A 24815-nucleotide genomic window follows, 5' to 3' on the forward strand; every position below is an offset into this window, starting at 1 on the left:
TCGCCACCGCGCTGCCGGGCCAGGAGACGCTCGCCGCGCTGATCATGGCGGGCTGTGTCGAGCTCCCGCTGGCCGCGCTCTGCCTGGCCCTCGGCCTGGCCCGCACCGGGCGACCGTCAGCCGAGCGGCACCCCCGTCCCCGCCCCCGCCACGGCCGACGGCAGCCGGGTGGGAAGCCTCGTCAGCAGCGCGGCGGTCTCCTCGTCCTTCGGGGTGTAGACGATCATCCGCGGCCCCTGGACCGGACCGAGCCAGAGGCTGGTGTAGTCGAGCCGCAGCAGCCCCACCTCCGGCACCAGGAAGCGCTTCAGGCCGTTGCCCGGCCGCAGGACGTCGTGCCGCTGCCAGGCCACGTCGAACGCCGGAGAGGCCTTGCGCAACCGGCAGAGCAACGCCCGCCAGGCGGGCTCGGCCCCGTGGTCGCCCATCCCGGACCGGAACCGGGCGACCATGACGTCCCGCTCCTCCTCGTGGTCCACCAGCACCTCACGGAAGCGCGAGGGGGTGAAGGCCAGCCACATCAGATTGCGGTCCTCGGGCGGCAGCGCGGCCAGATCGCCGACGATCCCGGTGTACTGGGCGTTGTGGGCCAGCACGTCGTAGCGGGAGTTGATCACCGCGGCCGGGTAGGGGGCCATCCGGTCCAGCGTCATCCGGACCGCGGGCGTGACGGTCGGGCACTCCCGCACCGGCGCCGGATCCTCCGCGCCGGCCAGGGTGAACAGATGGGCCCGCTCACTGGGGTCGAGCAGCAGGGCGCGCGCCACCGCGTCCAGCACCTGCACGGACACCTGGATCTCGCGCCCCTGCTCCAACCACGTGTACCAGGTGACCCCGACGGCGGCGATCTGCGCCACCTCCTCACGGCGCAGCCCCGGCGTCCGCCGCCGACCGGTCGGCGGCAACCCCACCTGCTCGGGGGTGATCCGCTCCCGGCGACTGCGCAGGAACGCCGCCAGCTGTTGCCGCCGAGGATCGGCGGGCACTTTTCCGGTGGTTGCCGTCACGGCGGTCAGACTCATTCCACCAGCATGCGGCACAGCTCATCCTGTTGCCAGGTACTTCTTATACCTGGATAAGCACACTCTGGTACCAGGGTGCGGCGCAGCGGATCGTATGACCGTGACCCAGCAACTGACCGCCACCAGGCCCCACGTCCCCACCGCCACCTCAGCCGCTTCACCCGGCAGCACCACCGCCCCGGCCTCCCCCCTCGCCCCTGCTCCTTCCTCCCCCTCCTCTCCTTCCCTCGGTACAGCCGGACTGGTCACCGTCCTGCTCGGGGCGTTCCTCCCGATGCTTGACTTCTTCATAGTGAATGTCGCCCTGCCGACCATCGACCGCGACCTCGCCGCCGGACCCGCCGTCCTGGAGCTGGTCGCCGCCGGGTACGGCATCGCCTTCGCCGTCCTCCTCGTCCTCGGCGGACGACTCGGCGACCTCTTCGGCCGGCGCCGCCTCTTCGTGGTCGGAGCGGCCGCCTTCGCCGTGACCTCGCTCGCCTGCGGACTCGCCCCCGGAGCATGGAGCCTGGTCGCCGCCCGGGCCGCGCAGGGCGCGTCGGCCGCCCTGCTGATCCCCCAGGTCCTCGGCACCATCACCGCCGCCACCCACGGTGCCCGGCGCGGGCGCGCCCTCTCGGTCTACGGCGCGGTCGGCGGCATCTCGGTGGTCATCGGGCAGGTCCTCGGCGGGATGCTGGTCGCCGCCGACCTCTTCGACACCGGCTGGCGCTCGGTCTTCCTGCTGAACGTCCCCTTCGCCCTGCTCGCCCTCGTCCTCGCCCTGCGCTTCGTCCCGGAGAGCCGCGCCCCGCAGGGCGCCAAGGTCGACGTCGCCGGGACGGTGCTGCTCACCGCCGCCCTGCTCGCCCTGCTGGTGCCGCTGATGGAGGGCCGCGCCGCCGGCTGGCCGCTGTGGTCCTGGCTGCTGCTCGCCCTGTTCCCCGTGTTCGCCACCGCCTTCGCCCTGGTCGAGCGCCGGGCCGAGCGCCTCGGCGGCGCCCCGCTGGTGCCGCCCACCCTGCTGCGCATCCCCGAGATGCGGCGCGGCCTCGGCATCGCCCTCCCCTACTTCGGCGGCTTCGGCGGCTTCATGTTCGTCATCGCGGTCGCGCTCCAGCAGGGCCTGCACCTCGGCCCGGTCGCGGCGGGCTGGGCACTGGTCCCGATGGCCGTCGGCTACTTCACCGCCTCGCTCTCCGGCCCGCGCCTCATGGGCCGCTTCGGCAGCCGGGTCCTGACCGCCGGCGCCGCCGTCCAGGCCCTCGGCCTCGTCACCCTCGCCGTCACCGTGCTCGCCGACTGGAACGGGTTCTCCCCGCTGCGGATGGCCCCCGGCGTCGCGCTCGCCGGCATCGGCCAGGGCCTGATCGGCACCCCGCTGTTCCGCGTCGTCCTCTCCAAGGTCCCCGCCGCACGGGCGGGTGTGGGCAGCGGTGTCCTCGCCACCAGTCAGCAGTCCAGCCTCGCCCTGGGCGTCGCCACCCTCGGCACCCTCTACCTGAGCCTCTCCCCCACCCTGGGCATGGACCGCGCGCTCGCCCTCTGCCTCGGCATCCAGCTCCTGGGGTCCTTCACCGTCCTCTACCTGACGACCCGCCTCCCCCGCTCCATCGGCTGACGGCCGGCTCTGGGTCCTCCTTCCGTCGTGGCCACCCGCTCCGGGTGGCCACGACCAGGCCTAATCCGCCCCGGCGGGACGCAGCTCGCACCGCCCGTCGACACACTCACGCCGCAGCCGCCCCCGCGACACCGTCTCCAGCAGCCCGATCACCCAGCAGGTCGGACACCCGCGCAGGGCGACCATCCCGAGCGGCAACAGGAGCAGCGCCACCGGCCCGGCGAACGGCAGCAGCACGAACGCCCCCACCAGCGCGCCGAACCCGACCCCGCCCCGCACCAGATGCCCCGCCACCGTCCGGCTGGCGTACCCCGAAGCGCCGCCCTTCACCACTCCCCTCCGACGGTGACCGCCCGGACCGCCGCCCGCGCCCGGTGCAACCTCGACTTCATGGCCGCGGTGCTCAGCCCCAGCGCATCGGCGACCATCCGCCCGCTGAGCCCCTGGACGTCCCGCATGACCAGCACCCGTCGCTGATCCTCCGGCAACGCCGCGATCGCCTCCGCCACCCGCCCGGCCTCCAGCCGCCCCAGCACCTCGTCCTCGGCCGACCGGTACGGCGCCGCCCCGACCACCGGACGCTCCCACAGCGCCGAACGCGCCCGCCGCAGGCACTCGTTCCGCACGATCCGGAACATCCACGAGGCGAGCGCCCCGGTCGCCCGCAGCATCCCGATCTTGCGGTAGAGGATGATCAGCGCCTCCTGTGCCGCGTCCTCGGCGTCCTCCGGCGTGGCGCAGAGCGACCGGGCGAACCGCCGCACATGCGGATGCGCCCCCGAGACCAGCGCGGCGATCGCCTCCACATCACCGTCCTGCGCCGCGGCCACCACCGAACTCCCCGGCCACTCCCGCACCTCAGCCACGCCGCCGCCCCCACTTCCGCAGCACCGTCACGCTGCACGCCCCGACCAGCAGCACACCGACCGCCACAGCCGCCCAGACCATCGTCACAACCTCCTCGTCCGCCCCGGTCCTCACCGAAGCCGTCCATAAGAGGCGCCGACCCCGGGAAAGGATTCACCCCACCACGACCGAGGGTCACTCCGTCGCCGGGTCGCCGACCGCGCCACCTCCACCGGCCTGGCCGACCTCACCACCCGCGCCGACCTCACCGCCTTCACCGACCTCGCCCCCTTCGCCGAGTTCGGTGAAGAGGGTGAGCTGGAGGCCCCCGGGGGCTTCGAGGCGGGAGTTGAGGGAGTTCCAGGGGGTGCGGACGGGTTCGGCGATCACCTCGGCACCGGCGGCGGCGAGTTCGGCGGTGGTGACGGCGGAGTCGTCGACCTGGAAGGCGACCCGGAGATGGCCGGCGACGCGTCGGCCGACCTCGACCTCGTCGATGAAGTCGGCGTGGCCCGGATCGGCGATCTCCAGGGTCGCGCGACCGGCCTCCAGGATGGTGACCCGCCCGTCGGGCGAGGCGAAGGCGGCGCGTTCGGGAAGCCCGAGGACGTCGCGGTAGAAGTGCAGCGCCTGCTCGTAGTCGGCGGCCGTGACCACCAGGCGGAGTTCACGCACGGCGGGGGAGGCTTCGGACGGCTGGGACATCTCGGCTCCTCTGGAGGAAAGCGGAAGGCGCCCCACCGACAACCGCGCTGGGACCGCCTTCATTTCAGGCCCGCGACATCGGCACCGGTGGCGCGCCGCACGGCCCGACATCCGCGGAACCCTAGGACCCGACGGAAAACCCGCTCGCCGCACCGAATCCCTTTATGTCAGCATGACGATATGAACGACGAACGCACGATCGATCCTGCCGACACCCGCGACCGGGCCGCCCTGACCGCGGCCGTGGCGGCCGGCGCCCGGGCCAAGTGGCTGCTGTTCTGGGGTCATCAGCCGCAGCGGGACGGGTCGTTCGGTCCCGGCGTGCTGAGCCAGTGGTGGCCCGACCACCCGTTCGCCGTCGACGGTGTCGAGTACCGGACCGCCGAGCACTGGATGATGGCGGGCAAGGCCCGGATGTTCGACGACAGCAGGACGCTCGCCCTGATCCTGGCCGCACCGAGCGCGGCCGAGGCGAAGAAACTGGGCCGCCAGGTCCGCGGCTTCGACGACGCCGTCTGGCGCGCGGGGCGCTTCGAGCTGGTCGTCACGGGCAACGTCGCCAAGTTCGGCGGCCACGCCGGGCTCCGCGCCTACCTGCTGTCGACCGCCCGGCGGGTCCTGGTGGAGGCCAGCCCGCTCGACCGGATCTGGGGCATCGGCCTCGGCGCGGAGAACGAGCGCGCCGAGCGGCCCGCCGAGTGGCGCGGCGAGAACCTGCTCGGCTTCGCCCTCATGGAGGCCCGCGCCCGGCTCGCCGCGACCGAGCAGTGAGCCGGACCGGCGCCTCCGGCCGGGAGGCGCACGGACAGCAAGCGCGCGCCGGGTCGCTCGCGATCCGTGCGCCCCATGCGCCCCCGGACACCACTCGCAAGACTGTGGACGCACTGCCGTAACTTCAGCGCCGTATTTCAACGCCAGGATGACTGGCCGTCAGGGTCAAGTTGGACAGGTTGCGGTGATCATGCGTACACGGCACACGGAACAGCCCCTCGTCCCGGACGCGGGCATCGGTGCGAGCGAGCAGGACGCTCTCGAACTCAGAGCCCAGTTGGACGAATTACTGCGTGCCAGACAGTACGCGGTGCAACGCGAGCGGCGGCTCGCCGAAGCCGTCCGGTCGCTGCCCGACCGGCAGCGGGTGGACGGCGAGTTGCTGCGGCAGCTGACCCAGGCGCGGACGCTGCGCGAAGGGCTGGGTGCCCGCTGCCTGGAGCTGAGCGACCGGTTGAAGACCCTGGAGGAGCAGTTGCGGCAGCCGTCACCACGGGTCGGGGGCGGAGAACGGTCCGGAACCGGCGCGGGCACCCCGGACGGCATACCGGACGGCGGCCGCACCGACGCTCACCAGGACATTCACCCCACGCCCACCAGCCCCGAACCCTCACCCGGGCCCGCACCCGCACCCGCACCACCACCACCCGCACCACCACGCCACCGCTCCCCCGGTGAGCTCGCCGCCCTCGCCGAGCGCATCACCGGCCTGTACCGGAAGGCCTCCCCGACCGAGGCCGCCGACATCCTCGGCCAGGCCGCCGAGCACCTCACCCCGGAGGACACCGCCGCGCTGGCCGCCCGACTCGCCCACCGGGGACCGACCGGCGCCTCCCTCCACCTCGCCCGCAGCGCCGTCCACGGCAGTCCCCACCACGCCGCCGCCACCCTCGCCGAGCTGCGCCGGGCCGGACTGGCCGAGGAGGCCGGGGACCTGTTCAACGCGCTGCGCTCCTGCCCCGCCGCCGACCTGCCGGCCCTGCTCGACGGGTTGGAACGGGCCGGGCAGCACGCCGACGGCGCCACCCTGCTCTGGGAATGGGGCTCCGCCCCGACCGCCGAGCTGGCCGCGCTCGCCACCGTCCTCCACCGGGCGGACCGCGCCGCCGACGCCCGGACCCTGCTGCGTCAGGCCGCCGGCCGTCCCACCGGCGACCTCACCGCCCTGGCCACCACACTCCCCGCGCCGCTGCCCGCCCTGCTGCTGGGCGAGCTGGCGACGCTGCGCCCACCGGCCGAACTGGTCCGGCTGGCCGGCGCGCTGGCCGGTCGGACCGACCTCTACGAGGCGCTGCTCACACCTCTGCTCGCGGACCCCGCTCAGCACCGCACCACCCTCGCCGCACTCCGTACCGCCGGTCTCCCCACCACCCCGGCCAACCGCCCCCGCTCCCGCTGGGGCCGCCGCTGAGCCCGGGCCCACCCGGCCGGCGCCCGACCGGCGTCTGCCCCTCTCGGCCGGCGCCCGCCCCACCCACCTCTCACGAGGCCGGGGCGGACTCCCCCTGCGGAGGAAGGGCGACGGGAGCCGGCGTCGGCATCACCCCGGCCGAACGCAGCGCCCCGGCGAGCGCCTCGAACTTGGCGGAGAGGCCCCGGTCGCGCAGCTCGTCGCCGTGCACCTCGGCCAGGGCCTCGATCAACCGGCGCCGGATCTCCGGCAGGTTCCGCTCCCAGCTCGCCACATGCATGGCGATGGCCTCGTCGAGGAAGCGCACGGGAGAGCTGCGGCGGACCCGGTCGAGCGGCGACCGGATCATGGACCGTCGGCCCTGGAGGACGCGCTCGAAGCACCACAGCATCGTGAAGTAGGCCGCGAGCACCTCGGGTCCGTAGGGCTGCTGCCCCCGGCGGAAGGCAACCAGGACGTAGCGGGCCAGCGCCACTTCACCGCTCGTCAGGTCGAGGTGGAGCGTCCGGGCGAGTTCGAAGTCCACCTGCCGGGTCTGTCCCCGGTAGACCGCCCAGGCCCCCGCGACCGAAGCCAGGGCGCCGACACCCGACGCGATCGCCCATGGATCTGCCATCCCAACCTCCCCGTAGCTGGGGCCGGTCCGGCGGCCCGGAGCGGAGATTAGCCGATCATCACAGCGACCGAACCCCGAAGCGGCAACTCCGGAAACAGCACCCGCCGACGCGGCTTCCCCCGCAACAGCGCACCCCCTTCAACGCGGAACCCCCGCCCGCCCCGGGGGAACCGGGGCGAACGGGGGTTCGCACGGAAGACCGCGGGCGCCGGGGCCCGCCGACGTCAGCAGCCGATGAGCCGCGCCGCCAGGTAGGACTTCACCTGGTCGAGCGAGACGCGCTCCTGCGTCATGGTGTCGCGCTCGCGCACGGTCACCGCGTTGTCCTCCAGGGTGTCGAAGTCGACCGTCACGCAGAACGGCGTGCCGATCTCGTCCTGGCGGCGGTAGCGCTTGCCGATGGCACCGGCGTCGTCGAACTCGACGTTCCAGGCGGTGCGCAGGTCGGCGGCCAGGCCGCGGGCCTTCGGCGAGAGGTCGGCATTGCGCGACAGCGGCAGCACCGCGACCTTGACCGGGGCCAGTCGCGGGTCGAGCCGCATGCCGACGCGCTTCTCCATGACGCCCTTGGCGTTCGGCGCCTCGTCCTCGAAGTAGGCGTCGATCAGGAACGCCAGCATGGCGCGGTTGAGACCGGCCGCCGGCTCGATGACGAACGGGAAGTACCGCTCGCCGGACTCCTGGTCGAAGTACTTGAGGTCCTGGCCGGAGGCCTCGCTGTGCACCGTCAGGTCGTAGTCGGTGCGGTTGGCGATGCCCTCCAGCTCGGAGAACTCGGTGCCGCCGAAGTTGAAGCGGTACTCGATGTCCACCGTGCGCTTGGCGTAGTGGGAGAGCTTCTCCTTCGGGTGCTCGAACAGGCGCATGTTGTCGGTGCGCAGGCCGAGGCCGACGTACCAGTCCCAGCGCTGCTGGAGCCAGTACTCGTGCCACTGCTCGTCCTCGCCCGGCTTGACGAAGAACTCCATCTCCATCTGCTCGAACTCACGGGTCCGGAAGATGAAGTTGCCGGGGGTGATCTCGTTGCGGAAGCTCTTGCCGACCTGGGCGATGCCGAACGGCGGCTTCTTGCGCGAGGTGGTCTGGACGGCCTTGAAATTGGTGAAGATGCCCTGGGCGGTCTCCGGGCGCAGGTAGGCCAGGCCGCTCGCCTCCTCGGTGACGCCGAGGTGGGTCTTCAGCATGCCCGAGAAGTCCTTGGGCTCGGTGAACTGGCCCTTGACACCGCAGTCCGGGCAGTTGACGTCCTGGAGGCCGTTCGGCGGCGGGAAGCCGTGCTTGGCCTCGTACTTCTCCTCCAGGTGGTCGGCCCGGTGGCGCTTGTGGCAGGAGAGGCACTCGGTCAGCGGGTCGTTGAAGGTCTTGACGTGGCCGGACGCCTCCCAGACCTCACGGGCCAGGATCACCGACGAGTCGAGTCCGACGACGTCCTCACGGGCCTGCACCATCGCGCGCCACCACTGACGCTTGATGTTCTCCTTGAGTTCGACGCCCAGCGGACCGTAGTCCCAGGCGGCACGCGTGCCGCCGTAGATCTCGCTGCAGGGGTAGACGAAGCCACGGCGCTTGCTCAGGCTGACGATCGTCTCGATCTTGTCGGCTGCCACAGTGCTCTCTTCAGTACGTACGGCACGGTCAGGGCACGGCTGGTTGCGCGTACCCGAATACCTCAGGTTACCGGCCATATGGGTACGGGGTTCAAATCGGTATCTCCGGCACCGGCCCACTCACCGTCACCACCCGTTCACCCGTCCGAGTGATTTGACAATCATTTCCATCTAATCTGAGAATGGTTGTCATGATGATCCGACGACGTACTCGCGGCGCCATAGCCCTGACCGCCACCGCCCTCACCGCCGGCCTGACCCTGACGGCCTGCGGCAGCAGTGGCGGCGCCCAGGGCGCGGAAGGCAAGCTGAACGTCGTCGCGTCCTTCTACCCGATGGAGTTCCTCGCCGACCGGATCGGCGGCGAGCACGTGAAGGTCACCGACCTCACCGCCGCCGGCGTCGAGCCGCACGACCTCGAACTCACCGCCAAGCAGGTCGGGGCGGTCAAGAAGGCCGACGCGATCGTCTACCTCAAGGGCCTGCAGCCCACCGTCGACAAGGCGGTCGCCGGCTCCGGCTCCAAGCACAGGATCGACGCCACCGCGGCCGCCCCGCTGGAGGACCACCACCTCGCCGAGGGCCACGCCGAGGGCGACGGGCACGACCACGGCGGCGACGGGCAGAGCGGTGACGGCCACGACGGCCACGACCACGACGGGGCCGCCGGCGATCCGCACATCTGGCTCGACCCGACCCGCTACGCGGCGGTGGCCAGGAGCGTCGGCGACGAGTTCGCCAAGGCCGACCCGGCCCACGCCGAGGACTACCGGAAGAACACCGACGAGCTGGTCGGCCGGCTCACCGCCCTGGACCAGGAGTTCAAGGACGGACTGAAGGACGTCCGGAACCGCACCTTCGTCACCAGCCACGCCGCCTTCGGCTACCTCGCCGGGGCCTACGGCCTCACCCAGGTCGCCATCAACGGCGTCGACCCCGAGTCCGAGCCCACCCCGGCCCGCCTCGCCGACGTCCAGAAGGCCGCCAAGGAGAACGGCGTCACCACGATCTTCTTCGAGACCCTGGTCAGCCCCAAGCTCGCCGACACCGTTGCCAAGGACCTCGGACTCAGGACCGCCGTCCTCGACCCGCTGGAGGGTGTCAAGGACCCGGCCAAGGACGACTACCTCTCGGTCATGCGGCAGAACCTGGCCAACCTGCGGACCGCCCTCGGCACCGACGCGCCGGCCGCGCCCGCAACCGCCGCACCCACCAGCTGACGGGACCACCGATATGACCTCCCCGGCACCCCTGGCACCACCGGCACCCCCGGCCGTCCGCCTCCACGACGCCGTCGCCTCGCGCGGCGGACGGCCGGTGCTGCGCGGCGTCGACCTCACCGTCCGCCCCGGCGAGGTGGTCGCCCTGCTCGGCGCCAACGGCTCCGGCAAGTCCACCACCGTCAAGGCCGTCACCGGGGCCGTCCCGCTGGAGCGCGGCACGCTCGAATTGTTCGGCACCCCGCTCGCCCGGTTCCGTGCCTGGCACCGGATCGGCTACGTGCCGCAGCGCACCACCGCCGCCTCCGGTGTCCCGGCCACCGTCCGGGAGGTCGTCTCCACCGGCCGGCTGCCCCTGCACCGGCTGCTGCCGTTCCGCCGCGCGGACCGCGCCGCCGTGGACCGCGCGCTGGCCGCCGTCGGCATGCTCGACCGGGCCCGGGACGGGGTCGCCGACCTCTCCGGCGGCCAGCAGCAGCGGGTGCTGATCGCCCGTGCCCTGGCCGGCGCCCCCGATCTGCTGATCATGGACGAGCCGATGGCCGGAGTGGACGCCGCCAGCCAGCAGGTGCTCGCCGACACCCTGCGCGCCGAGGTCGCGCGCGGCGCCGCCGTGCTGCTGGTGCTGCACGAACTCGGGCCGCTGGAGCCGTTGATCGACCGGGCCGTGGTGCTGCGCGACGGCTGCGTCGCGCACGACGGCCCGCCCGTTCCCAACACCGGTCTGCACGCCCTGCCGGGGCACGACCACGTCCATCCGCACGCCGACCACGGCCACGAACACGACCGACCCCGGGGACTGCTGTCATGACCGAGATGCTCAGCTACGACTTCATGCAGCGGGCGCTGATCGCCGCCGTACTGGTCGGCATCACCGCCCCCGCCGTCGGCATCTACCTGGTGCAGCGGCGCCAGGCACTGATGGGCGACGGCATGGGCCACGTCGCGATGACCGGCGTCGGCCTCGGCTTCATCTTCCAGACCAGCCCGGTCTGGATGGCCGTGGCGGTCTGCGTGCTCGGCGCCGTCACCATGGAACTGGTCCGCGCGCGCGGCAACCAGCGCGGTGACATCGCTCTCGCGATGCTCTTCTACGGCGGCATGGCCTGCGGCAAGCTGCTGGTCTCCAAGTCCGCCCAGGCCGGCGCCGGTTCGCTGGAGAGCTACCTCTGGGGCTCCATCCTGACCGTCTCCCCCGCCGACCTGGCCACCATCGGCGCGCTCGGCGCCGTCGTCGTCGCCGTCACCCTGGGCCTGCGCCGCCAGCTGTTCGCGATCTGCCAGGACGAGGACTTCGCCCGGGTCACCGGCGTCCCGGTGCGCCTGCTCAACCTGCTGCTCGCGGTGATGGCCGCGGTCACCGTCACCGTCGCCATGCGGGTGGTCGGCCTGCTGCTGGTCAGCGCCCTGATGGTGGTTCCGGTCGCGGCCGCCCAGCAGCTCACCCGCTCCTTCGCCGCCACCCAGGCCGGCTCGATCGCGGTCGGCGTGCTCGTCGCCCTGGCCGGTGTCACCGGCTCCTACCAGCTGGACGTGCCCTCCGGCCCGGCCATCGTGCTGCTGGCCATCGTCGTGTTCGCGGTGTTCGGCGCGATCGCCGCCCCCCTCGCCCGCCGCCGCCACCGCGACACCCAGGAGAACGGACCGCAGGTCTGCGACGTCCGACTGCCCGGCCCGGAGCGGGTCGACACGACCACTCCGGCGCCCAGTGCGGGGCTGGCACAATGAGGTGCCAGTCGCCCACACCAGCAGGAGGACCCACGGTGACCACCGCAGGCCCGTCGCCGCGAGCCCGATCGACCCGGCAGCGCGCCGCCGTCTCGGCGGTCCTGGACGAGATCGAGGACTTCCGCAGTGCCCAGGAGCTCCACGACATGCTGAAGCACCGGGGGGACTCGGTCGGTCTGACCACCGTCTACCGGACGCTCCAGTCGCTCGCCGACGCCGGCGAGGTGGACGTCCTGCGCACCGCCGACGGTGAGGCCGTCTACCGCCGGTGCAGCAGCGGGCACCACCACCACCTGGTCTGCCGCCAGTGCGGCGCCACCGTCGAGGTCGAGGGTCCGGCCGTCGAGCGCTGGGCCAACTCGGTCGCCGCCGAGCACGGGTTCAGCGACATCGCGCACACCCTGGAGATCTTCGGCACCTGCGCGGAGTGCGCCGCCAAGGTCTGAGCACCGGTACGCCGAAGGGCCCGCGGGAGTCTCCTCCCGCGGGCCCTTCTCCACGCTCGGACCCAGCGCCGCACCGAACGCCGCACAGCGCGCCGCTCCGGCTCGACCCGGGCACGCCTCAGGCCGCACCGCCTCAGCGCTGCGCCGGCACCTCGGTGACCAGCTCGGCCGGCGCCTCGTTCGGGATCGCCCCGCCGAACCGGCGGTCGCGCATCGCATACTGCTCGCAGGCCCGCCACAGGTCCCGGCGGTCGAAGTCCGGCCAGAGCACGTCCTGGAACACGAACTCGGCGTAGGCCGACTGCCAGAGCAGGAAGTTCGACGTCCGCTGCTCGCCGCTGGGGCGCAGGAACAGGTCCACGTCCGGCATGTCCGGGTGGTACAGGTACTTGGTGAGGGTCTTCTCGTTGACCTTCTTCGGGTCCAGCCGGCCCGCCGCGACATCGGCCGCGATCGCCGCCGCGGCGTCCGCGATCTCGGCCCGGCCGCCGTAGTTGACGCACATGTACAGCGTGACGGCGTCGTTGTCCTTGGTCTGCTCCTCGGCGACCTGGAGCTCCTGGACGACGCTCTTCCACAGCTTCGGCATCCGGCCGGCCCAGCGCACCCGCACGCCCATCGCGTCCATCTCGTCGCGGCGGCGGTGGATGACGTCGCGGTTGAAGTTCATCAGGAACTTCACCTCGTCGGGTGAGCGCTTCCAGTTCTCGGTGGAGAACGCGTACAGCGAGATGTTCTTCACGCCGAGCTCGATCGCGCCCTTGAGCACGTCCAGCACGACGGACTCGCCGATCTTGTGGCCCTCGGTGCGGGGCAGCCCGCGCTCCTTGGCCCAGCGGCCGTTGCCGTCCATGACGATCGCGACATGGCCCGGGACCAGCTCGCCGGGGATCTTCGGGGGCCGGGCGCCGCTGGGATGCGGGGTCGGGGGGAGGTACTCCCTCTGCTTGCCGCCGCCGAAGAGCCGTCGCGCTGCCATGTGCTCACTTCTCCACGTATCTCATCGAGCGGATACCCCGCTCCAGGTGCCACTGCAGATAGGCCGCGACCAGTCCGCTGCCTTCCCGCCAGTACCTCGGCTCGCAGGCGTCCGCCGTCTGCCAGTCCCCTGACAACAACGCGCCGAGCAGTACCAGTGTCTCAGGGGAGGGTACGGCACATCCGGGCACGCGGCAGTCCGGGCAGAGCACGCCACCGGCCTGGAGCGAGAAGAACCGGTTGGGTCCCTCCATGCCGCATTTGGCGCAGTCGTCGAAGGTCGCGCCGTACCCGTTGACCGCGAGCGAGCGCAGCAGGAAGGCGTCCAGCACCAGGTGCGACTCGTGCACCCCGGCCGCCAGCGTGCGCAGGCCGCCGACCAGCAGCAGGTACTGCTGGACGGCCGGCTGGCCCTCGTTCTCGGCGAACCGTTCCGCCGTCTCCAGCATGGCCGTCCCCGCGGTGTACCGGCCGTAGTCGGTGACGATCGAGCCGCCGTACGGGGCGATCGTCTCCACCTGGGTGCAGAGCGGCAGGCCGCGGCCGATCAGCTCGCTGTTCCGGCTGAAGAACTGCACGTCCACGTGCGAGAACGGCTCCAGGCGCGCGCCGAACTTCGACTTGGTCTTGCGCACCCCGCGCGCCACCGCGCGCACCTTGCCGTGGTGGCGGGTGAGGAGGGTGATGATCCGGTCCGCCTCACCGAGCTTCTGCGCCCGGAGCACCACGCCGTCGTCGCGGAAGAGACTCATGCGCCCGCCTCACCGCCGCGGCGGCCCTGGAACAGTGTGGACATCCCACCATTGTCCCCCAGCGGCGGACAGCCGTGTGCCCGCACCGGGGCCGTGGGGGCTCGCCGAGCGGTGCGGGTCACGGCGGGCCCCGGCCGTGGGGATGCCACCGGCCGGGGGCCGGGGGCGGAAGGGGCCCGGTTGTGGGGGTCGGTGGGGGTCGGGGGGAGGAGGTGCTGCAGGAGAGAGGAGGTGCCGCAGGAGAGGGGACCGAGGGGTCACCGGGGACGGAGAAAGGACCAGGACCGAGGGCCGGACCGGAGCCCTAGTACGGCGCCCGGGTCGCCGCCTCCAGCAGCGCCCCGACCCGCGCGTGCGGCAGGTCAAGACAGCGCCCGATCGCGGCCAGCGCCTCCCGCTCCTGCGGCCGGTACCGGCCGTCGGCCAGGGCGATCGCCGCCCCCTGCAGCAGCAGCCGCTCCCGGCCCGGCCGGGCCAGGTGCGGGGCCAGCGGCTCCAGAACCGCGTGCAGTTCCACGGCCAGCCCGCCCGACATGCCGTGCGCGTCGTACAGTTCGCCGCCGAGTCCGGACAGCGCGGCCAGTGCGGCCAGCACCTGCGCCTCGCCGCAGTCCTCGAACCCGGCGTCCCGGACCGTCCCGCAGGCCGCCTCGCGGGCCGCGCGGTGGGCGGTGCCGCCGGCCGCCAGCATCGCCAGCGCGACGGTGTACTGCGCGTCGCGCAGCATCCCGCCCAGGCGCACGCAGGTGGGCTGCTCCAGGCTCTCCACCCCGAACCGGCCGTGGCAGCTGGTGCACTGCACGCTGCCGATCACCGGTCCGAGCGGAAGCACCGGGGTCCCCAGCAGCCGCAGCCACCGCCGGCCGTGTTGCCGGCGGTAGTTGCGGTCCCCGCCGCAGCCCGGGCAGAAGAAGTCACCGAGAACATCAGTCCGCCACCGCGGGCGAACACCCCACATCCCTGTCACGGCGCCACTCCCCAGACATGGCAGGCGGCCTGCACAACAATGGGCAGGTCACGCGACCGGCCACCGGGCCGTCCCACCGACCCGGCTTACCGGTGGGACGATGTTGCCACGGTTGCCGACACGTGTCAGTACCTCGAACGGCCCGATCCGACAAAAAATGTGGCGCAGGACACAGGCGGAGCGCCCCCGGCCGGACGACCGCCCCGCGACGTCCGGGAACGCCGCCGGGCCGCCCCACAGGGGACGGCCCGACAACTTTTACCCGTACGAACTAACCGCGCTGCGCCCGGTTGACAGCGCTGATCATCGCCTTCAGCGAGGCCAGCACGGTGTTGCTGTCGATCCCGACGCCCCACAGCACCCGGCCGTCCACCGCGCACTCCACGTAGGCGGCGGCCTGGGCGTCGCCGCCCTCGCTCAGCGCGTGCTCCGCGTAGTCCAGCACCCGGACGTCCACGCCGATCTGCGCCAGCGCGTCCGCGAAGGCCGAGACCGGGCCGTTGCCGGTACCGGCCAGGCTGACCGTCGCCCCGTCCACCACCGCGTGGGCGGTCAGCGCGTCCCGGCCGTCCTCGGTGGTCAGGGTGCGCGAACCGGTCAGCGAGATCCGGCCCCACGGGTTGCCCGTGGTCGGCAGGTACTCGTCCTCGAAGACCCGCCAGATCTCGGCCGGGGTGACCTCGCCGCCCTCGGCGTCGGTCTTGGCCTGGATGATCCGGGAGAACTCGATCTGCATCCGGCGCGGCAGGTCCAGCTTGTGGTCGTTCTTCAGGACGTACGCCACACCGCCCTTGCCGGACTGGCTGTTGACCCGGATGACCGCCTCGTAGGTGCGGCCGACGTCCTTCGGGTCGATCGGCAGGTACGGCACGCCCCAGGTGTGCTGCTCGACCGGCACGCCCGCGGCGGCGGCGTCCGCCTCCAGGGCGTCGAAGCCCTTCTTGATGGCGTCCTGGTGGGAGCCGGAGAAGGAGGTGTACACCAGGTCGCCGGCGTACGGGTGGCGCGGGTGCACCTCCATCTGGTTGCAGTACTCGGCGGTGCGGCGGACCTCGTCGATGTCGGAGAAGTCGATCTGCGGGTCGATGCCCTGCGAGAACAGGTTCATGCCCAGGGTCACCAGGTCGACGTTGCCGGTCCGCTCGCCCTGCCCGAACAGACAGCCCTCGATCCGGTCGGCGCCGGCCATGTAGGCCAGTTCGGCGGAGGCCACCGCGGTGCCCCGGTCGTTGTGCGGGTGCACCGACAGGCAGACGAACTCGCGGCGCGACAGGTGGCGCGACATCCACTCGAACTGGTCGGCCTGGACGTTCGGGGTGGCCCGCTCGATGGTGGCCGGCAGGTTCAGGATGATCTCGCGGCCCTCGCCCGGCTGCCAGACGTCCATCACCGCCTCGCAGACCTCCAGCGCGAAGTCCAGCTCGGTGTCGACGAAGATCTCCGGCGAGTACTGGTAGCCGAAGGCGGTGTCGTCGCCCAGCAGCTTCTCCGCGTACTCCATCACCAGCCGGGTGCCGTCGACGGCGATCGCCTTCGTGGCCGCCCGGTCGTTGCGGAACACCACCCGGCGGAACAGCGGCGCGGTCGCGTTGTACAGGTGCACGGTCGCCCGCGGCGCCCCGACCAGCGACTCGACGGTCTTCTCGATCAGCTCCTCGCGCGCCTGGGTCAGCACCGAGATGGTGACGTCCTCCGGGATCGCCCCCTCCTCGATCAGCGAGCGCACGAAGGCGTGGTCGGTGGCCCCGGACGACGGGAAGCCGACCTCGATCTCCTTGTAGCCCATCGCCACCAGCAGGTCGAACATCTTGCGCTTGCGGGCCGGGGACATCGGGTCGATCAGCGCCTGGTTGCCGTCCCGCAGGTCGGTGGACAGCCAGCGCGGCGCCTTGGTGATCACCTGGTTCGGCCAGGTGCGGTCCGGCAGGTCGACGGCGCCGAACGGCAGGTAGCGGCCGTGCCGCATCCCGGACGGCTGCTGGCGTACCGAGGCGGCGGTGATCGGGGTCGGACGGTCGACGAAGGCGCGAGCGGCAGGGATGGGCGCGGCGGAACTCTGCTCGGTCATGGAGGTGAGTCTCGGCTTCCTGTGATGCGTGGTGCGGGCGGGTCGGGGTGAGGTGTCACCCGACTCGGCCGGCCTGCTGCCGCTCACGACCCGCTCTCGGATCGCCCGAAATCAGCGCGCAGCACAGTCCCCGCGGCGAGGGAAGCCGGCCCCTGATGGACTACAGGCCCTCGACGCGGCAGCTAAGAAGAAGCAGCCCGATGCGCATGATGCGAACCAGCCTAACCCAGCGCCGCACGACCCCGAAGCGGCCCGGGCGGTCTTCCCACCCCTTGAGACGGCTCCCCCGGCGGCGCGCGGCCCGGCCCGGGCGGCGCGCAATCCTGTCCGCGCCAGTGACAACACGTCATCAATGCCTCACCCTGGGCCACATGACAGCCGAACCGACGCTCTGCGCGATCGTTCCGCCGTACGTCCTGGGCCGCCTCGCCGAGGACGGTCACGAGCCCGCCGCCCGCTCCCTCGCCCTCGACGCCGCGCACCGGGCCGCGCGGCTCACCGCCGCCCTGCCGGACCGGGCCGCCACCGCCGACCGGCTGGAGCGGGTGATCTCCGACGCCGCGCACCGCGAGCGCCTGCCCGGCCGCACCGTCCGCCGGGAGGGCGAGGGCGCCGTCCCGGACCAGTCCGTCAACCACGCCTACGACGGCCTCGGCGCGACCTGGACCCTGTTCTCCACCGTCTACGGCCGGCACTCCATCGACGACCAGGGGCTGCGCCTGGACGCCACCGTCCACTACGGCCAGGACTACGACAACGCCTTCTGGGACGGCCGGCGGATGGTCTTCGGCGACGGCGACGGCGAGGTGTTCGGCGACTTCACCGCCTGCATCGACGTCATCGGCCACGAGCTCGCCCATGGCGTCACCCAGTTCACCGCGGGCCTGGAGTACCGGGACCAGCCGGGCGCGCTCAACGAGTCGGTCTCCGACGTCTTCGGCTCCCTGGTCAAGCAGTACGCGCTGCTCCAGGACGCCGCCGACGCGGACTGGCTGATCGGCGCCGGACTGCTCGCCCCCGGGGTGCAGGGCGTGGCGCTGCGCTCGATGAAGGAGCCCGGCACCGCGTACGACGACCCCCGGCTCGGCAAGGACCCCCAGCCCGCGCACATGCGCGACTATGTGCGCACCGGCCAGGACAACGGCGGCGTGCACATCAACTCGGGCATCCCCAACCACGCGTTCTACCTGCTCGCCACCGCGCTCGGCGGCCGGTCCTGGGAGCGCGCGGGCCAGATCTGGTACGACGCGCTGACCGGTCGGCGGCTGCCCGCCGACGCCGACTTCACGGCCTTCGCCCGGGCCACCGTGGCGGCCGCGAAGGCCCGCTACCCGGAGCCGGAGGTCGCGGACACGGTGACCGCGTCCTGGGCGAAGGTCGGCATCAGCCCGACCTGAGTGGCGATTGGGTCAAGGTCCGGAAAAACACCGGCAAACGCCATCCCTGGGTAGCACCATGGACACCATGCGTATCCAGGTGACCCGGACCGGCGGCCTCGCGGGACACGTCCGCCGCGCTGAGCTCGACACCACCGAGCGGGTGGACGCCCCGCATGTGCACGCGCTCGCCCGCGAGGCCGTCGCGGGCGGGTTGCGCGCGCCCTCCTACGGGGTGCCGGACGGCTACCACTACGCGATCACCGTCGACGGGCGCACGGTGCACTGCGCGGACCCCAAGCTCACCGAGTCCCAGCGGGAGCTGGTCTCGCTGGTCCTGCGCGAGGGCGCCTGACCGGCCCCTCCCAGCTGCCACGGCCGGGCGTCACAGCCAGGCGTCACAGCCAGGCGTCACAACCAGCCGTCGAGCGAGGCCAGGAAGCCCGGGAGGTCGTCCCGGTGGATGGTGTGCCCGGCGCCGGGCACCGTACGGACCTCGTAGCCCAGGCCGCGCAGCGTCGCGGCGTCCTCGGGCCCGATCAGCCAGCTGTTGTCGGCCAGCTGCACCAGGGACGGCACCACCGGGGCGCCGGGCAGCGCGGCCCGGTCCGCGAGGGCGGAGAGGGCGAGCGCGGTGTCCGGGTCCCAGGCGGCGAGGGTGGCCAGCTCGACCTCGACGTCCGCCGCGGCCCAGCGCGGGCTGAGCACGCCGATCTGCTCCCGGGTGGCCGCCTTGAACTGGGTGAACACGGCCGGGTCGAAGAGGCCGGGCCGGGCGAACCGCCAGGCCGGGTCGGAGTAGACGGCCCGGGCCGGCCGGAGCCGGTCCACCGCGTGCAGCAGGGTCAGGGCGCCGAGGGAGTGGCCGATCGCGAGGTCCGCGCCCGCCGGCAGGGTGTCCACCAGGTCCTGGGCGTAGTGCTCGGGCCCGTAGCGGTCCACCGGGGCGGCGCCCTCCCCGCGCGGGCTGGCGCCGTGGCCGCGCAGGTCGACCGCGATCACCCGGTAGCCGCGCCCGGCCAGCGCCGGGCCGACCGACCGCCAGCTGCGGTGGTCGGACATGATCCCGTGGACCAGCAGGGCCACCCGGTCGCCGGTGCCCCACTCGCGCGTGTTCAGCTTCATCCCCGCCCCCTCGCCGCCCCGCCCCGCCGTCGGCCGGAGCCCTCCGTCGATCGGAACCTTCCGTCGGTCGGAGCCCGCCGTCGATCAGAACCCGAGCTTGCGCAGCTGCTTCGGGTCCCGCTGCCAGTCCTTGGCCACCTTGACGTGCAGGTCCAGGTAGACCGGGGTGCCGAGCAGCGCCTCGATGTGCTTGCGGGCGGTGGTGCCGACGTGCTTGAGCCGGGCACCCTTGGCGCCGATGACGATCGCCTTCTGGCTCTGCCGCTCGATGTACACATTGGCGTGGATGTCGAGCAGCGGCCGGTCGGCCGGGCGGCCCTCGCGCGGCAGCATCTCCTCGACCACGACGGCCAGCGAGTGCGGAAGCTCGTCGCGGACGCCCTCCAGGGCGGCCTCGCGGATCAGCTCGGCCACCATGATCTGCTCGGGCTCGTCGGTGAGGTCGCCGTCCGGGTAGAGCGGCATGCCCTCCGGGAGCAGCTTGGTGATCAGCTCGGCGACCAGGTCCACCTGCTTCTCGCCGACCGCCGAGACCGGGATGATCTCGGCCCACTCGATGCCCAGCTCGGCGCCGAGCTGGTGGACGGCGATCAGCTGCTCGGCGAGCCGCTTGGAGTCGACCAGGTCGGTCTTGGTGACGATGGCGACCTTGGGGGTCTTCTTGATCTCGGCGAGTTCCTTGACGATGAACTTGTCGCCGGGGCCGAGCTTCTGGTCGGCGGGCAGGCAGAAGCCGATCACGTCGACCTCGGCCCAGGTGCTGCGGACCAGGTCGTTGAGGCGCTCGCCGAGCAGGGTGCGCGGCTTGTGCAGGCCGGGGGTGTCGACCAGCACCAGCTGGGCGTCCGGGCGGTGCACGATGCCGCGGACGGTGTGCCGGGTGGTCTGCGGGCGGTCGGAGGTGATCGCGACCTTCGTCCCCACCAGAGCGTTGGTCAGGGTCGACTTGCCCGCGTTGGGCCGGCCGACGAAACACGCGAAGCCGGAGCGGTACGAGGAGGAAGGGGCACTCATGGACCCCATTCTCCCTGATCACCCGCGAGGGGACCGCCACCGGCGTCCGGGCCGGTCATTTCTTCCCGCCGAACAGCGAGCCCAGCCCCCAGCCGAGGACGATCAGCAGGAAGGAGACGGAGCCCCAGAGCCAGAACGGCGAGCCGGTCTCCTGCCACTTGCCCATGCCCATCACGCCCAGCAGCAGTCCCGCGAAGAACGCGTACGGCCCCATCGCCCAGCCCCCTCACCGTGCGGATTCCCCACCCGTCCCCGGTGAGATTATCCGCCCGGTCCTGGGGTGCCCGAACGCACGGGTGCCCGGGGCGCGAACCCCGGGCACCGGCCGCGCCGCGAGCGCTCAGCGGGCCTCGACCGAGACCCGCAGCACCCCGTCCGGCCCGGCCAGCAGCAGCGGGGTGCCCGCGCCGCCGAGGTCCCGCACCGCCGCCAGATCGGCCTCGGCGGGCTGCTCCGCCTCGGACACCACGGCCGCCGCCTCCAGCGACTTCGCACCGCTGGCCACCGCCATCGCCACCGCCGTCTGCACCGCGCTCAGCCGCAGCGACTCCAGCGCGACCGTCCCGGCCACGTACGTCCGGCCGGTCTCGTCACGCACCGCGGCCCCCTCCGGGACGCCGTTGCGGGCGCGGGCGGAGCGGGCCAGGGTGATGATCTTCTTGTCTTCGGGGTCCAGCTCGACGATGTCACTCATGCCCAGGAGCATAGGCCCCGCCGACCGGGGCCCTCAGTGGCCGACCGGGTTGGGCGGACCGGGCCGGATCACCTTCACGAAGGTCTTGGGACCGTTGGGCATCGGCACCTCGTCCGCCGCCCGCTTGCGCCAGTACGGGTTGTCGTGCGGCAGGTGGCTGCTGACCCGTCCGTACATCCCGAAGGTGGTGATCACCACGCCGAAGGCGAAGGCGAAGACCACGTTGCGGATCCCGAAGTTCAGGATGTTGGCGTCCGAGCGGCCGAGCACGGTCAGCCCGTAGAACCCGGACAGCACGAACAGCACGCCGACCGCCATGTTCACATTGGCGGCGACATTGCCGCCGATGACCGCGGCGACCACCAGCACCCCGCCCATCACGATGGACAGGACGCTCAGCGCGCCGTTGGTGGACATGCCGGCGATCTCGTTGCCCTCGGTGGACAGGAATCCCGGGTGGTCGGCCAGCCCCAGGCAGCCGAACACGATCAGGAACACCCCGCCGAGCCCCGCCCCGATCCGCCACACCAGCACCAGTCTGTGGTCGACGGGCAATTCGTCCTGCAGCTTCATGGCGACCTCCGACTCGGTCGTAGCGCCTGGCTGTTGGTTGTCGGGCCCGGGCCCGCCTAGCTGTAGGGATGGCTCCCCTGCATGTGCGGCACCTCGTGCATGTACAGCGAACCGCACTGCTGACAGCACCGGAGCCCGGTCCCCCACTCCTGCTCCGGCCGGGTCTCCGCCTCGACGGGCATGGTCCGGCCGCACAGCGCCACGGCCGGATCCCCCTCCCGCACGACGTGCCAGACCTTCACCCCGCCCGCCGCCCCCTGCGGGCCGTACTCCGCGCGAAGTTGGTGACTCATGCCCCCATCGTCGCCCCGGACGTACCCGAACGCTACTCGTCGGCCCCGGGGGCCGGGCGGGCACGGCGCGCGCCCGTCCTGCGGACCGGGCGACGACTCACCCGATTCACCGAAGGGCAGATACTTGCACTCACCTGAGTGCAGTTCTACACTTTCAAGTGTGGATAACAACACCTCCATGATCGGCACCCCTCTTCTCTCCTCGGAGGAGCTGCAGGTGCTGGAGGAGATCGGCAATCCGATCTCCTACACCGTCAACAGCGTCCTCTTCGGCGAAGGGGAGGAGACCAAGTTCGCTCTGCTCATCCGCAAGGGGCTGGTGCGGGTTCAGACCGGGAGTCCGGCGCGGATCGTCGCCATCCGCGGCGCCGGCGAAATGGTCGGCGAGATGGCCGCTGCCCGGCATCGCCCCCGGTCCGCGAGCGTCTTCGCCATGACCGAGGTCGACGCCCTCCACCTTCCGGCAGGCCTGTGGCTACAGTTCCTCTACGACCACCCGCGCGCCATGCACGCGCAGTTGGTGGCCGCCGAGGAGAGACTCGAGGAGGCCACCCGGAAGAGCGTCGATTCGTTCCTCGGTGTCGAGCAGCGCCTCGCCAAGGTGCTCGTCGAGTTCGAGGCCAAGGGCGCCGGGACCGTGATCGACGGACGATTCGCCGTACAGCTCAGTCAACGTGAGCTGGCCGATGTCGTCGGAGCGTCCCGAGAATCGGTGGTCCAGGTGATCCGCGCCCTGAAGGGGCGCGAGGTCGTGAGCACCGGCCGTCAGGCGACAATCATCGAAGACCTCGAGGCCCTGCGCAGTATCGCCAGGGGCGAGCTGACGGCCTCCCCCTGACGGATCCGTGAGCCTCCCGTCACGAAGGGACGACCAGTGCACGAACAGAGCGCCGACGTCGTCCTGACCCATCCACTCGTACGGGAGCTCCTCACACTCCGACTGCCGCCCGACGACTTCGTGATCTTCGGCAGCGGTCCGCTCCTCGCCCACGGCCTCCGAACGAACCTCGGCGATCTCGACCTGGTGGCCCGGGGCGCGGCCTGGGGGGCCGTGAGCCGGCTCGGGGTTCGCGGCAGCGGAGGCTTCACGGGCGACGAAGTGTTCCGGTGCTGCGACGGCCGGATCAACGTCTTCCGGCGATGGATCTCCCCGGCCTGGGATCCCGACGACCTGATCGACAATGCCGAGGTCATCGGCGGGCTGCGATTCGCCCCCCTGACCGAAGTCCTCGCCTACAAGCTCATCCTTCGCCGCCCGAAGGACCTGCCGGACATCCGGGCAATCAGGCGCAGCCTCGACCAACAACGCGGGCCCCGCTGACATCCCGCACTCCCCCGGGGCACCGCACCACCTCGAAACCCGTCGCACTGACGAACGAGACGAGTGAGGAACCGATGACCACCACCACACCGACGCCTCGCCCCGGCCGCCGCGCCCCGTGCACCACGTGCACCGAACGCGAACGGCGGCGGGCCGTCCGTCTGCGGAGGCTCTCCACCGCAGCCCAGTGGGCCGCGAGCGCCCTGGCCGTCGTCTGCGTCGGCGTGGCCGTGTCGCTGTTGCTGTCGGGCCTCCCGGTGCACGCGAGTGCCTGCGCGGCCATCGCGACGGTCGGCGTCGCGATGGCCGTCGCCGTCCGGAAGAAGCACGACTCGTGACACGTACCGAACGCTACTCGTCGGCCCCGGGGGCCGGGTCCTCCGCCGCCCGTACCGGGGCGGCGACGACGGAGCCGATACGGTTGCGGCGGCCGGCGGAGCTCTCGGCGGTGAGGCGGATGGCGGTCAGACCGCCCGGGACCTCCTCGGGGAGCGGGATCGCGCAGGAGGAGCCGGGGATCGGCACCCGGCCCAGGTGCTTGGCCAGCAGGCCGCCCACCGTCTCGACGTCCTCGTCCTCCAGCTCGATCCCGAACAGCTCGCCCAGGTCCTCGACCAGCAGCCGGGCGGTGATCCGGTAGGAGCCGTCCCCGAGGTCCTCCACCGGGGCGATCTCCCGGTCGTACTCGTCGGTGATCTCACCGACGATCTCCTCCAGGATGTCCTCGATGGTGACCAGGCCGGCCGTGCCGCCGTACTCGTCGATCACGATCGCCACGTGCGAGCGCATCTGCTGCATCTCGCGCAGCAGGTCGGTGGCGGGCTTGGAGTCCGGGACGAACACCGCCGGGCGCATCACGGCGCCGACCTCGTCCGACTCGGAGTCCCGGTTGATGTGGGTGCGGCGCACCAGGTCCTTGAGGTAGACGATGCCGACCACGTCGTCCTCGTTGTCGCCGACCACCGGGATCCGCGAGAAGCCCGAGCGCAGCGCCAGGGTCAGCGCCTGGCGGACGGTCTTGTGCCGCTCGATCATCACCAGGTCGGTGCGCGGCACCATCACCTCGCGGACGATGGTGTCGCCCAGCTCGAAGACGGAGTGCACCATCCGGCGCTCCTCGTCCTCGATGACGTCGTTCTTCTCGGCCAGGTCGACCAGGGCCCGCAGCTCCGCCTCGGAGGCGAACGGGCCCTCCCGGTAGCCCTTGCCGGGCGTGAGGGCGTTGCCGAGCAGGATCAGCAGCCTCGGGATCGGGCCGAGGATCCGGGCCAGCGGCAGCAGCACGAAGGAGGCCGCGGTGGCGGTGGTGAGGGGGTGCTGGCGGCCGATCGTGCGCGGGGAGACCCCCACCGCCACGAAGGACACCAGCACCATCACGCCGAACGCCAGCAGCACGGCCTGCCAGGTCGTGTCGATGTTGCGCACGCACACCACGGTGACCAGCACCGCCGCCGCCATCTCGCTGGCCACCCGGATCAGGGTGGCCAGGTTGAGGTAGCGGATCGGGTCGGAGGCCAGCGCCAGCAGCCGGGCCGAGCCCCTGCGCCCGGACCGGACCGCTTCCTCGGCCCGGAACCGGGACACCCGGGAGATGCCCGCCTCGGCGCACGCGGCCAGCCAGCCGAGCACGACCAGCGCGACCGCGCCGAGGATGAAGCTCGTACTTTCACCACTCACAGGGG

General features: G+C 72.2%; 29 protein-coding genes. 12 read left to right on the forward strand and 17 right to left on the reverse strand.

Features of this window, described 5'->3' with window-relative positions:
- Nucleotides 1–116: 116 nt before the first annotated feature.
- A complete protein-coding gene (locus ADK60_RS28875) occupies nt 117–1022 on the reverse strand; it encodes a helix-turn-helix transcriptional regulator (protein ID WP_053649810.1) in 906 nt (301 codons plus the stop codon).
- Between the two features lie 94 nt (nt 1023–1116).
- On the opposite strand from ADK60_RS28875, the gene ADK60_RS28880 reads away from it, so the two are divergent.
- Nucleotides 1117–2622: an MFS transporter gene (locus tag ADK60_RS28880; protein WP_079008757.1), complete on the forward strand. Its 1506-nt coding sequence runs from the start codon at nt 1117–1119 to the stop codon at nt 2620–2622.
- 60 nt (nt 2623–2682) lie between these two features.
- Here the strand turns inward: ADK60_RS28880 and ADK60_RS28885 are convergent, their stop codons facing one another.
- The 3 genes from ADK60_RS28885 to ADK60_RS28895 all read right to left on the reverse strand — a co-directional run bounded on the left by ADK60_RS28885 (nt 2683) and on the right by ADK60_RS28895 (nt 4173).
- Nucleotides 2683–2952: a hypothetical protein gene (locus tag ADK60_RS28885; RefSeq protein WP_234371312.1), complete on the reverse strand. Its 270-nt coding sequence runs from the start codon at nt 2950–2952 to the stop codon at nt 2683–2685.
- The gene (locus ADK60_RS28890; protein WP_045938478.1) at nt 2949–3488 is read right to left on the reverse strand and encodes an RNA polymerase sigma factor; all 540 of its coding nucleotides are present in this window, start codon (nt 3486–3488) and stop codon (nt 2949–2951) included. The genes ADK60_RS28885 and ADK60_RS28890 overlap by 4 nt, the downstream gene beginning before the upstream one ends.
- 175 nt (nt 3489–3663) lie before the next feature.
- The gene (locus tag ADK60_RS28895) at nt 3664–4173 is read right to left on the reverse strand and encodes a VOC family protein (RefSeq protein WP_053649813.1); all 510 of its coding nucleotides are present in this window, start codon (nt 4171–4173) and stop codon (nt 3664–3666) included.
- A 180-nt stretch (nt 4174–4353) separates the two neighbouring features.
- Here ADK60_RS28895 and ybiA point away from each other — a divergent pair, with 180 nt between their 5' ends.
- On the forward strand, nt 4354–4944 hold the full coding sequence (ybiA, locus tag ADK60_RS28900) for a riboflavin biosynthesis intermediates N-glycosidase (RefSeq protein ID WP_045938476.1): 591 nt from the start codon (nt 4354–4356) through the stop codon (nt 4942–4944).
- A 190-nt stretch (nt 4945–5134) separates the two neighbouring features.
- Nucleotides 5135–6355, forward strand: coding sequence for a hypothetical protein (locus ADK60_RS43910; RefSeq protein WP_159400630.1), 1221 nt, complete (start codon nt 5135–5137; stop codon nt 6353–6355).
- A 70-nt stretch (nt 6356–6425) separates the two neighbouring features.
- On the opposite strand, the gene ADK60_RS28910 is transcribed toward ADK60_RS43910, so the two are convergent.
- Together ADK60_RS28910 and ADK60_RS28915 are read right to left on the reverse strand one after the other, a co-directional pair.
- Nucleotides 6426–6971, reverse strand: coding sequence for a hypothetical protein (locus tag ADK60_RS28910; protein ID WP_053649818.1), 546 nt, complete (start codon nt 6969–6971; stop codon nt 6426–6428).
- 224 nt (nt 6972–7195) lie between these two features.
- A complete protein-coding gene (locus tag ADK60_RS28915; RefSeq protein ID WP_030395794.1) occupies nt 7196–8578 on the reverse strand; it encodes a glycine--tRNA ligase in 1383 nt (460 codons plus the stop codon).
- A gap of 191 nt (nt 8579–8769) precedes the next feature.
- Between ADK60_RS28915 and ADK60_RS28920 the strand changes: the two genes are divergently transcribed.
- The 4 genes from ADK60_RS28920 to ADK60_RS28935 are packed head-to-tail and all read left to right on the forward strand — an operon-like array spanning nt 8770 to nt 11972.
- Nucleotides 8770–9798 carry a metal ABC transporter substrate-binding protein gene (locus tag ADK60_RS28920; RefSeq protein ID WP_053649820.1) on the forward strand — a complete coding sequence of 343 codons (1029 nt, stop codon included), beginning with the start codon at nt 8770–8772 and terminating at the stop codon, nt 9796–9798.
- Between the two features lie 13 nt (nt 9799–9811).
- Nucleotides 9812–10609 carry a metal ABC transporter ATP-binding protein gene (locus ADK60_RS28925; protein ID WP_053649822.1) on the forward strand — a complete coding sequence of 266 codons (798 nt, stop codon included), beginning with the start codon at nt 9812–9814 and terminating at the stop codon, nt 10607–10609.
- Nucleotides 10606–11526 (forward strand): metal ABC transporter permease, encoded by a 921-nt coding sequence (locus ADK60_RS28930; protein ID WP_045938471.1) that lies wholly within the window; start codon nt 10606–10608, stop codon nt 11524–11526. The genes ADK60_RS28925 and ADK60_RS28930 overlap by 4 nt, the downstream gene beginning before the upstream one ends.
- Before the next feature lie 35 nt (nt 11527–11561).
- Nucleotides 11562–11972 (forward strand): Fur family transcriptional regulator, encoded by a 411-nt coding sequence (locus ADK60_RS28935; protein ID WP_045938470.1) that lies wholly within the window; start codon nt 11562–11564, stop codon nt 11970–11972.
- Between the two features lie 133 nt (nt 11973–12105).
- Here the strand turns inward: ADK60_RS28935 and ADK60_RS28940 are convergent, their stop codons facing one another.
- From ADK60_RS28940 to leuA, 4 genes are all read right to left on the reverse strand, one after another.
- Entirely contained in the window at nt 12106–12951 is an 846-nt protein-coding gene (locus ADK60_RS28940; RefSeq protein WP_045938469.1) for an isoprenyl transferase, read from the reverse strand.
- A 4-nt stretch (nt 12952–12955) separates the two neighbouring features.
- On the reverse strand, nt 12956–13702 hold the full coding sequence (recO, locus tag ADK60_RS28945) for a DNA repair protein RecO (protein WP_045938468.1): 747 nt from the start codon (nt 13700–13702) through the stop codon (nt 12956–12958).
- 304 nt (nt 13703–14006) lie between these two features.
- Nucleotides 14007–14516 (reverse strand): TerB family tellurite resistance protein, encoded by a 510-nt coding sequence (locus ADK60_RS28950; RefSeq protein ID WP_234371314.1) that lies wholly within the window; start codon nt 14514–14516, stop codon nt 14007–14009.
- A gap of 424 nt (nt 14517–14940) precedes the next feature.
- Nucleotides 14941–16737 (reverse strand): 2-isopropylmalate synthase, encoded by a 1797-nt coding sequence (gene leuA, locus ADK60_RS28955; protein ID WP_045938466.1) that lies wholly within the window; start codon nt 16735–16737, stop codon nt 14941–14943.
- A 371-nt stretch (nt 16738–17108) separates the two neighbouring features.
- On the opposite strand from leuA, the gene ADK60_RS28960 reads away from it, so the two are divergent.
- Nucleotides 17109–18134 (forward strand): M4 family metallopeptidase, encoded by a 1026-nt coding sequence (locus tag ADK60_RS28960; protein ID WP_053649826.1) that lies wholly within the window; start codon nt 17109–17111, stop codon nt 18132–18134.
- A gap of 67 nt (nt 18135–18201) precedes the next feature.
- Nucleotides 18202–18468, forward strand: coding sequence for a protealysin inhibitor emfourin (locus tag ADK60_RS28965; protein ID WP_030395784.1), 267 nt, complete (start codon nt 18202–18204; stop codon nt 18466–18468).
- Nucleotides 18469–18524: 56 nt separating this feature from the next.
- Here ADK60_RS28965 and ADK60_RS28970 read toward each other — a convergent pair whose 3' ends face one another.
- The 6 genes from ADK60_RS28970 to ADK60_RS28990 all read right to left on the reverse strand — a co-directional run bounded on the left by ADK60_RS28970 (nt 18525) and on the right by ADK60_RS28990 (nt 21812).
- Nucleotides 18525–19238 carry an alpha/beta fold hydrolase gene (locus ADK60_RS28970; protein ID WP_045938464.1) on the reverse strand — a complete coding sequence of 238 codons (714 nt, stop codon included), beginning with the start codon at nt 19236–19238 and terminating at the stop codon, nt 18525–18527.
- A gap of 84 nt (nt 19239–19322) precedes the next feature.
- Nucleotides 19323–20252, reverse strand: coding sequence for a GTPase Era (gene era, locus ADK60_RS28975; protein ID WP_045938463.1), 930 nt, complete (start codon nt 20250–20252; stop codon nt 19323–19325).
- Between the two features lie 55 nt (nt 20253–20307).
- Nucleotides 20308–20466 (reverse strand): hypothetical protein, encoded by a 159-nt coding sequence (locus ADK60_RS45135; RefSeq protein WP_157855342.1) that lies wholly within the window; start codon nt 20464–20466, stop codon nt 20308–20310.
- A 126-nt stretch (nt 20467–20592) separates the two neighbouring features.
- Nucleotides 20593–20946, reverse strand: coding sequence for a cytidine deaminase-like protein (locus ADK60_RS28980; RefSeq protein WP_030395781.1), 354 nt, complete (start codon nt 20944–20946; stop codon nt 20593–20595).
- A 33-nt stretch (nt 20947–20979) separates the two neighbouring features.
- The gene (locus ADK60_RS28985; protein ID WP_045938462.1) at nt 20980–21519 is read right to left on the reverse strand and encodes a DUF4383 domain-containing protein; all 540 of its coding nucleotides are present in this window, start codon (nt 21517–21519) and stop codon (nt 20980–20982) included.
- Nucleotides 21520–21575: 56 nt separating this feature from the next.
- Nucleotides 21576–21812: a hypothetical protein gene (locus ADK60_RS28990; protein WP_045938461.1), complete on the reverse strand. Its 237-nt coding sequence runs from the start codon at nt 21810–21812 to the stop codon at nt 21576–21578.
- Nucleotides 21813–21972: 160 nt separating this feature from the next.
- Between ADK60_RS28990 and ADK60_RS28995 the strand changes: the two genes are divergently transcribed.
- The 3 genes from ADK60_RS28995 to ADK60_RS29005 all read left to right on the forward strand — a co-directional run bounded on the left by ADK60_RS28995 (nt 21973) and on the right by ADK60_RS29005 (nt 23471).
- Nucleotides 21973–22650, forward strand: coding sequence for a Crp/Fnr family transcriptional regulator (locus tag ADK60_RS28995; protein WP_199839784.1), 678 nt, complete (start codon nt 21973–21975; stop codon nt 22648–22650).
- 36 nt (nt 22651–22686) lie between these two features.
- Nucleotides 22687–23133 (forward strand): hypothetical protein, encoded by a 447-nt coding sequence (locus ADK60_RS29000; RefSeq protein WP_053649827.1) that lies wholly within the window; start codon nt 22687–22689, stop codon nt 23131–23133.
- 74 nt (nt 23134–23207) lie between these two features.
- Entirely contained in the window at nt 23208–23471 is a 264-nt protein-coding gene (locus ADK60_RS29005; RefSeq protein WP_053649829.1) for a hypothetical protein, read from the forward strand.
- Between the two features lie 13 nt (nt 23472–23484).
- Here the strand turns inward: ADK60_RS29005 and ADK60_RS29010 are convergent, their stop codons facing one another.
- The gene (locus tag ADK60_RS29010; protein ID WP_045938460.1) at nt 23485–24810 is read right to left on the reverse strand and encodes a hemolysin family protein; all 1326 of its coding nucleotides are present in this window, start codon (nt 24808–24810) and stop codon (nt 23485–23487) included.
- Nucleotides 24811–24815 lie beyond the last annotated feature (5 nt).

The organism is Streptomyces sp. XY431 (genome assembly GCF_001279805.1).
GTDB lineage: Bacteria > Actinomycetota > Actinomycetes > Streptomycetales > Streptomycetaceae > Kitasatospora > Kitasatospora purpeofusca.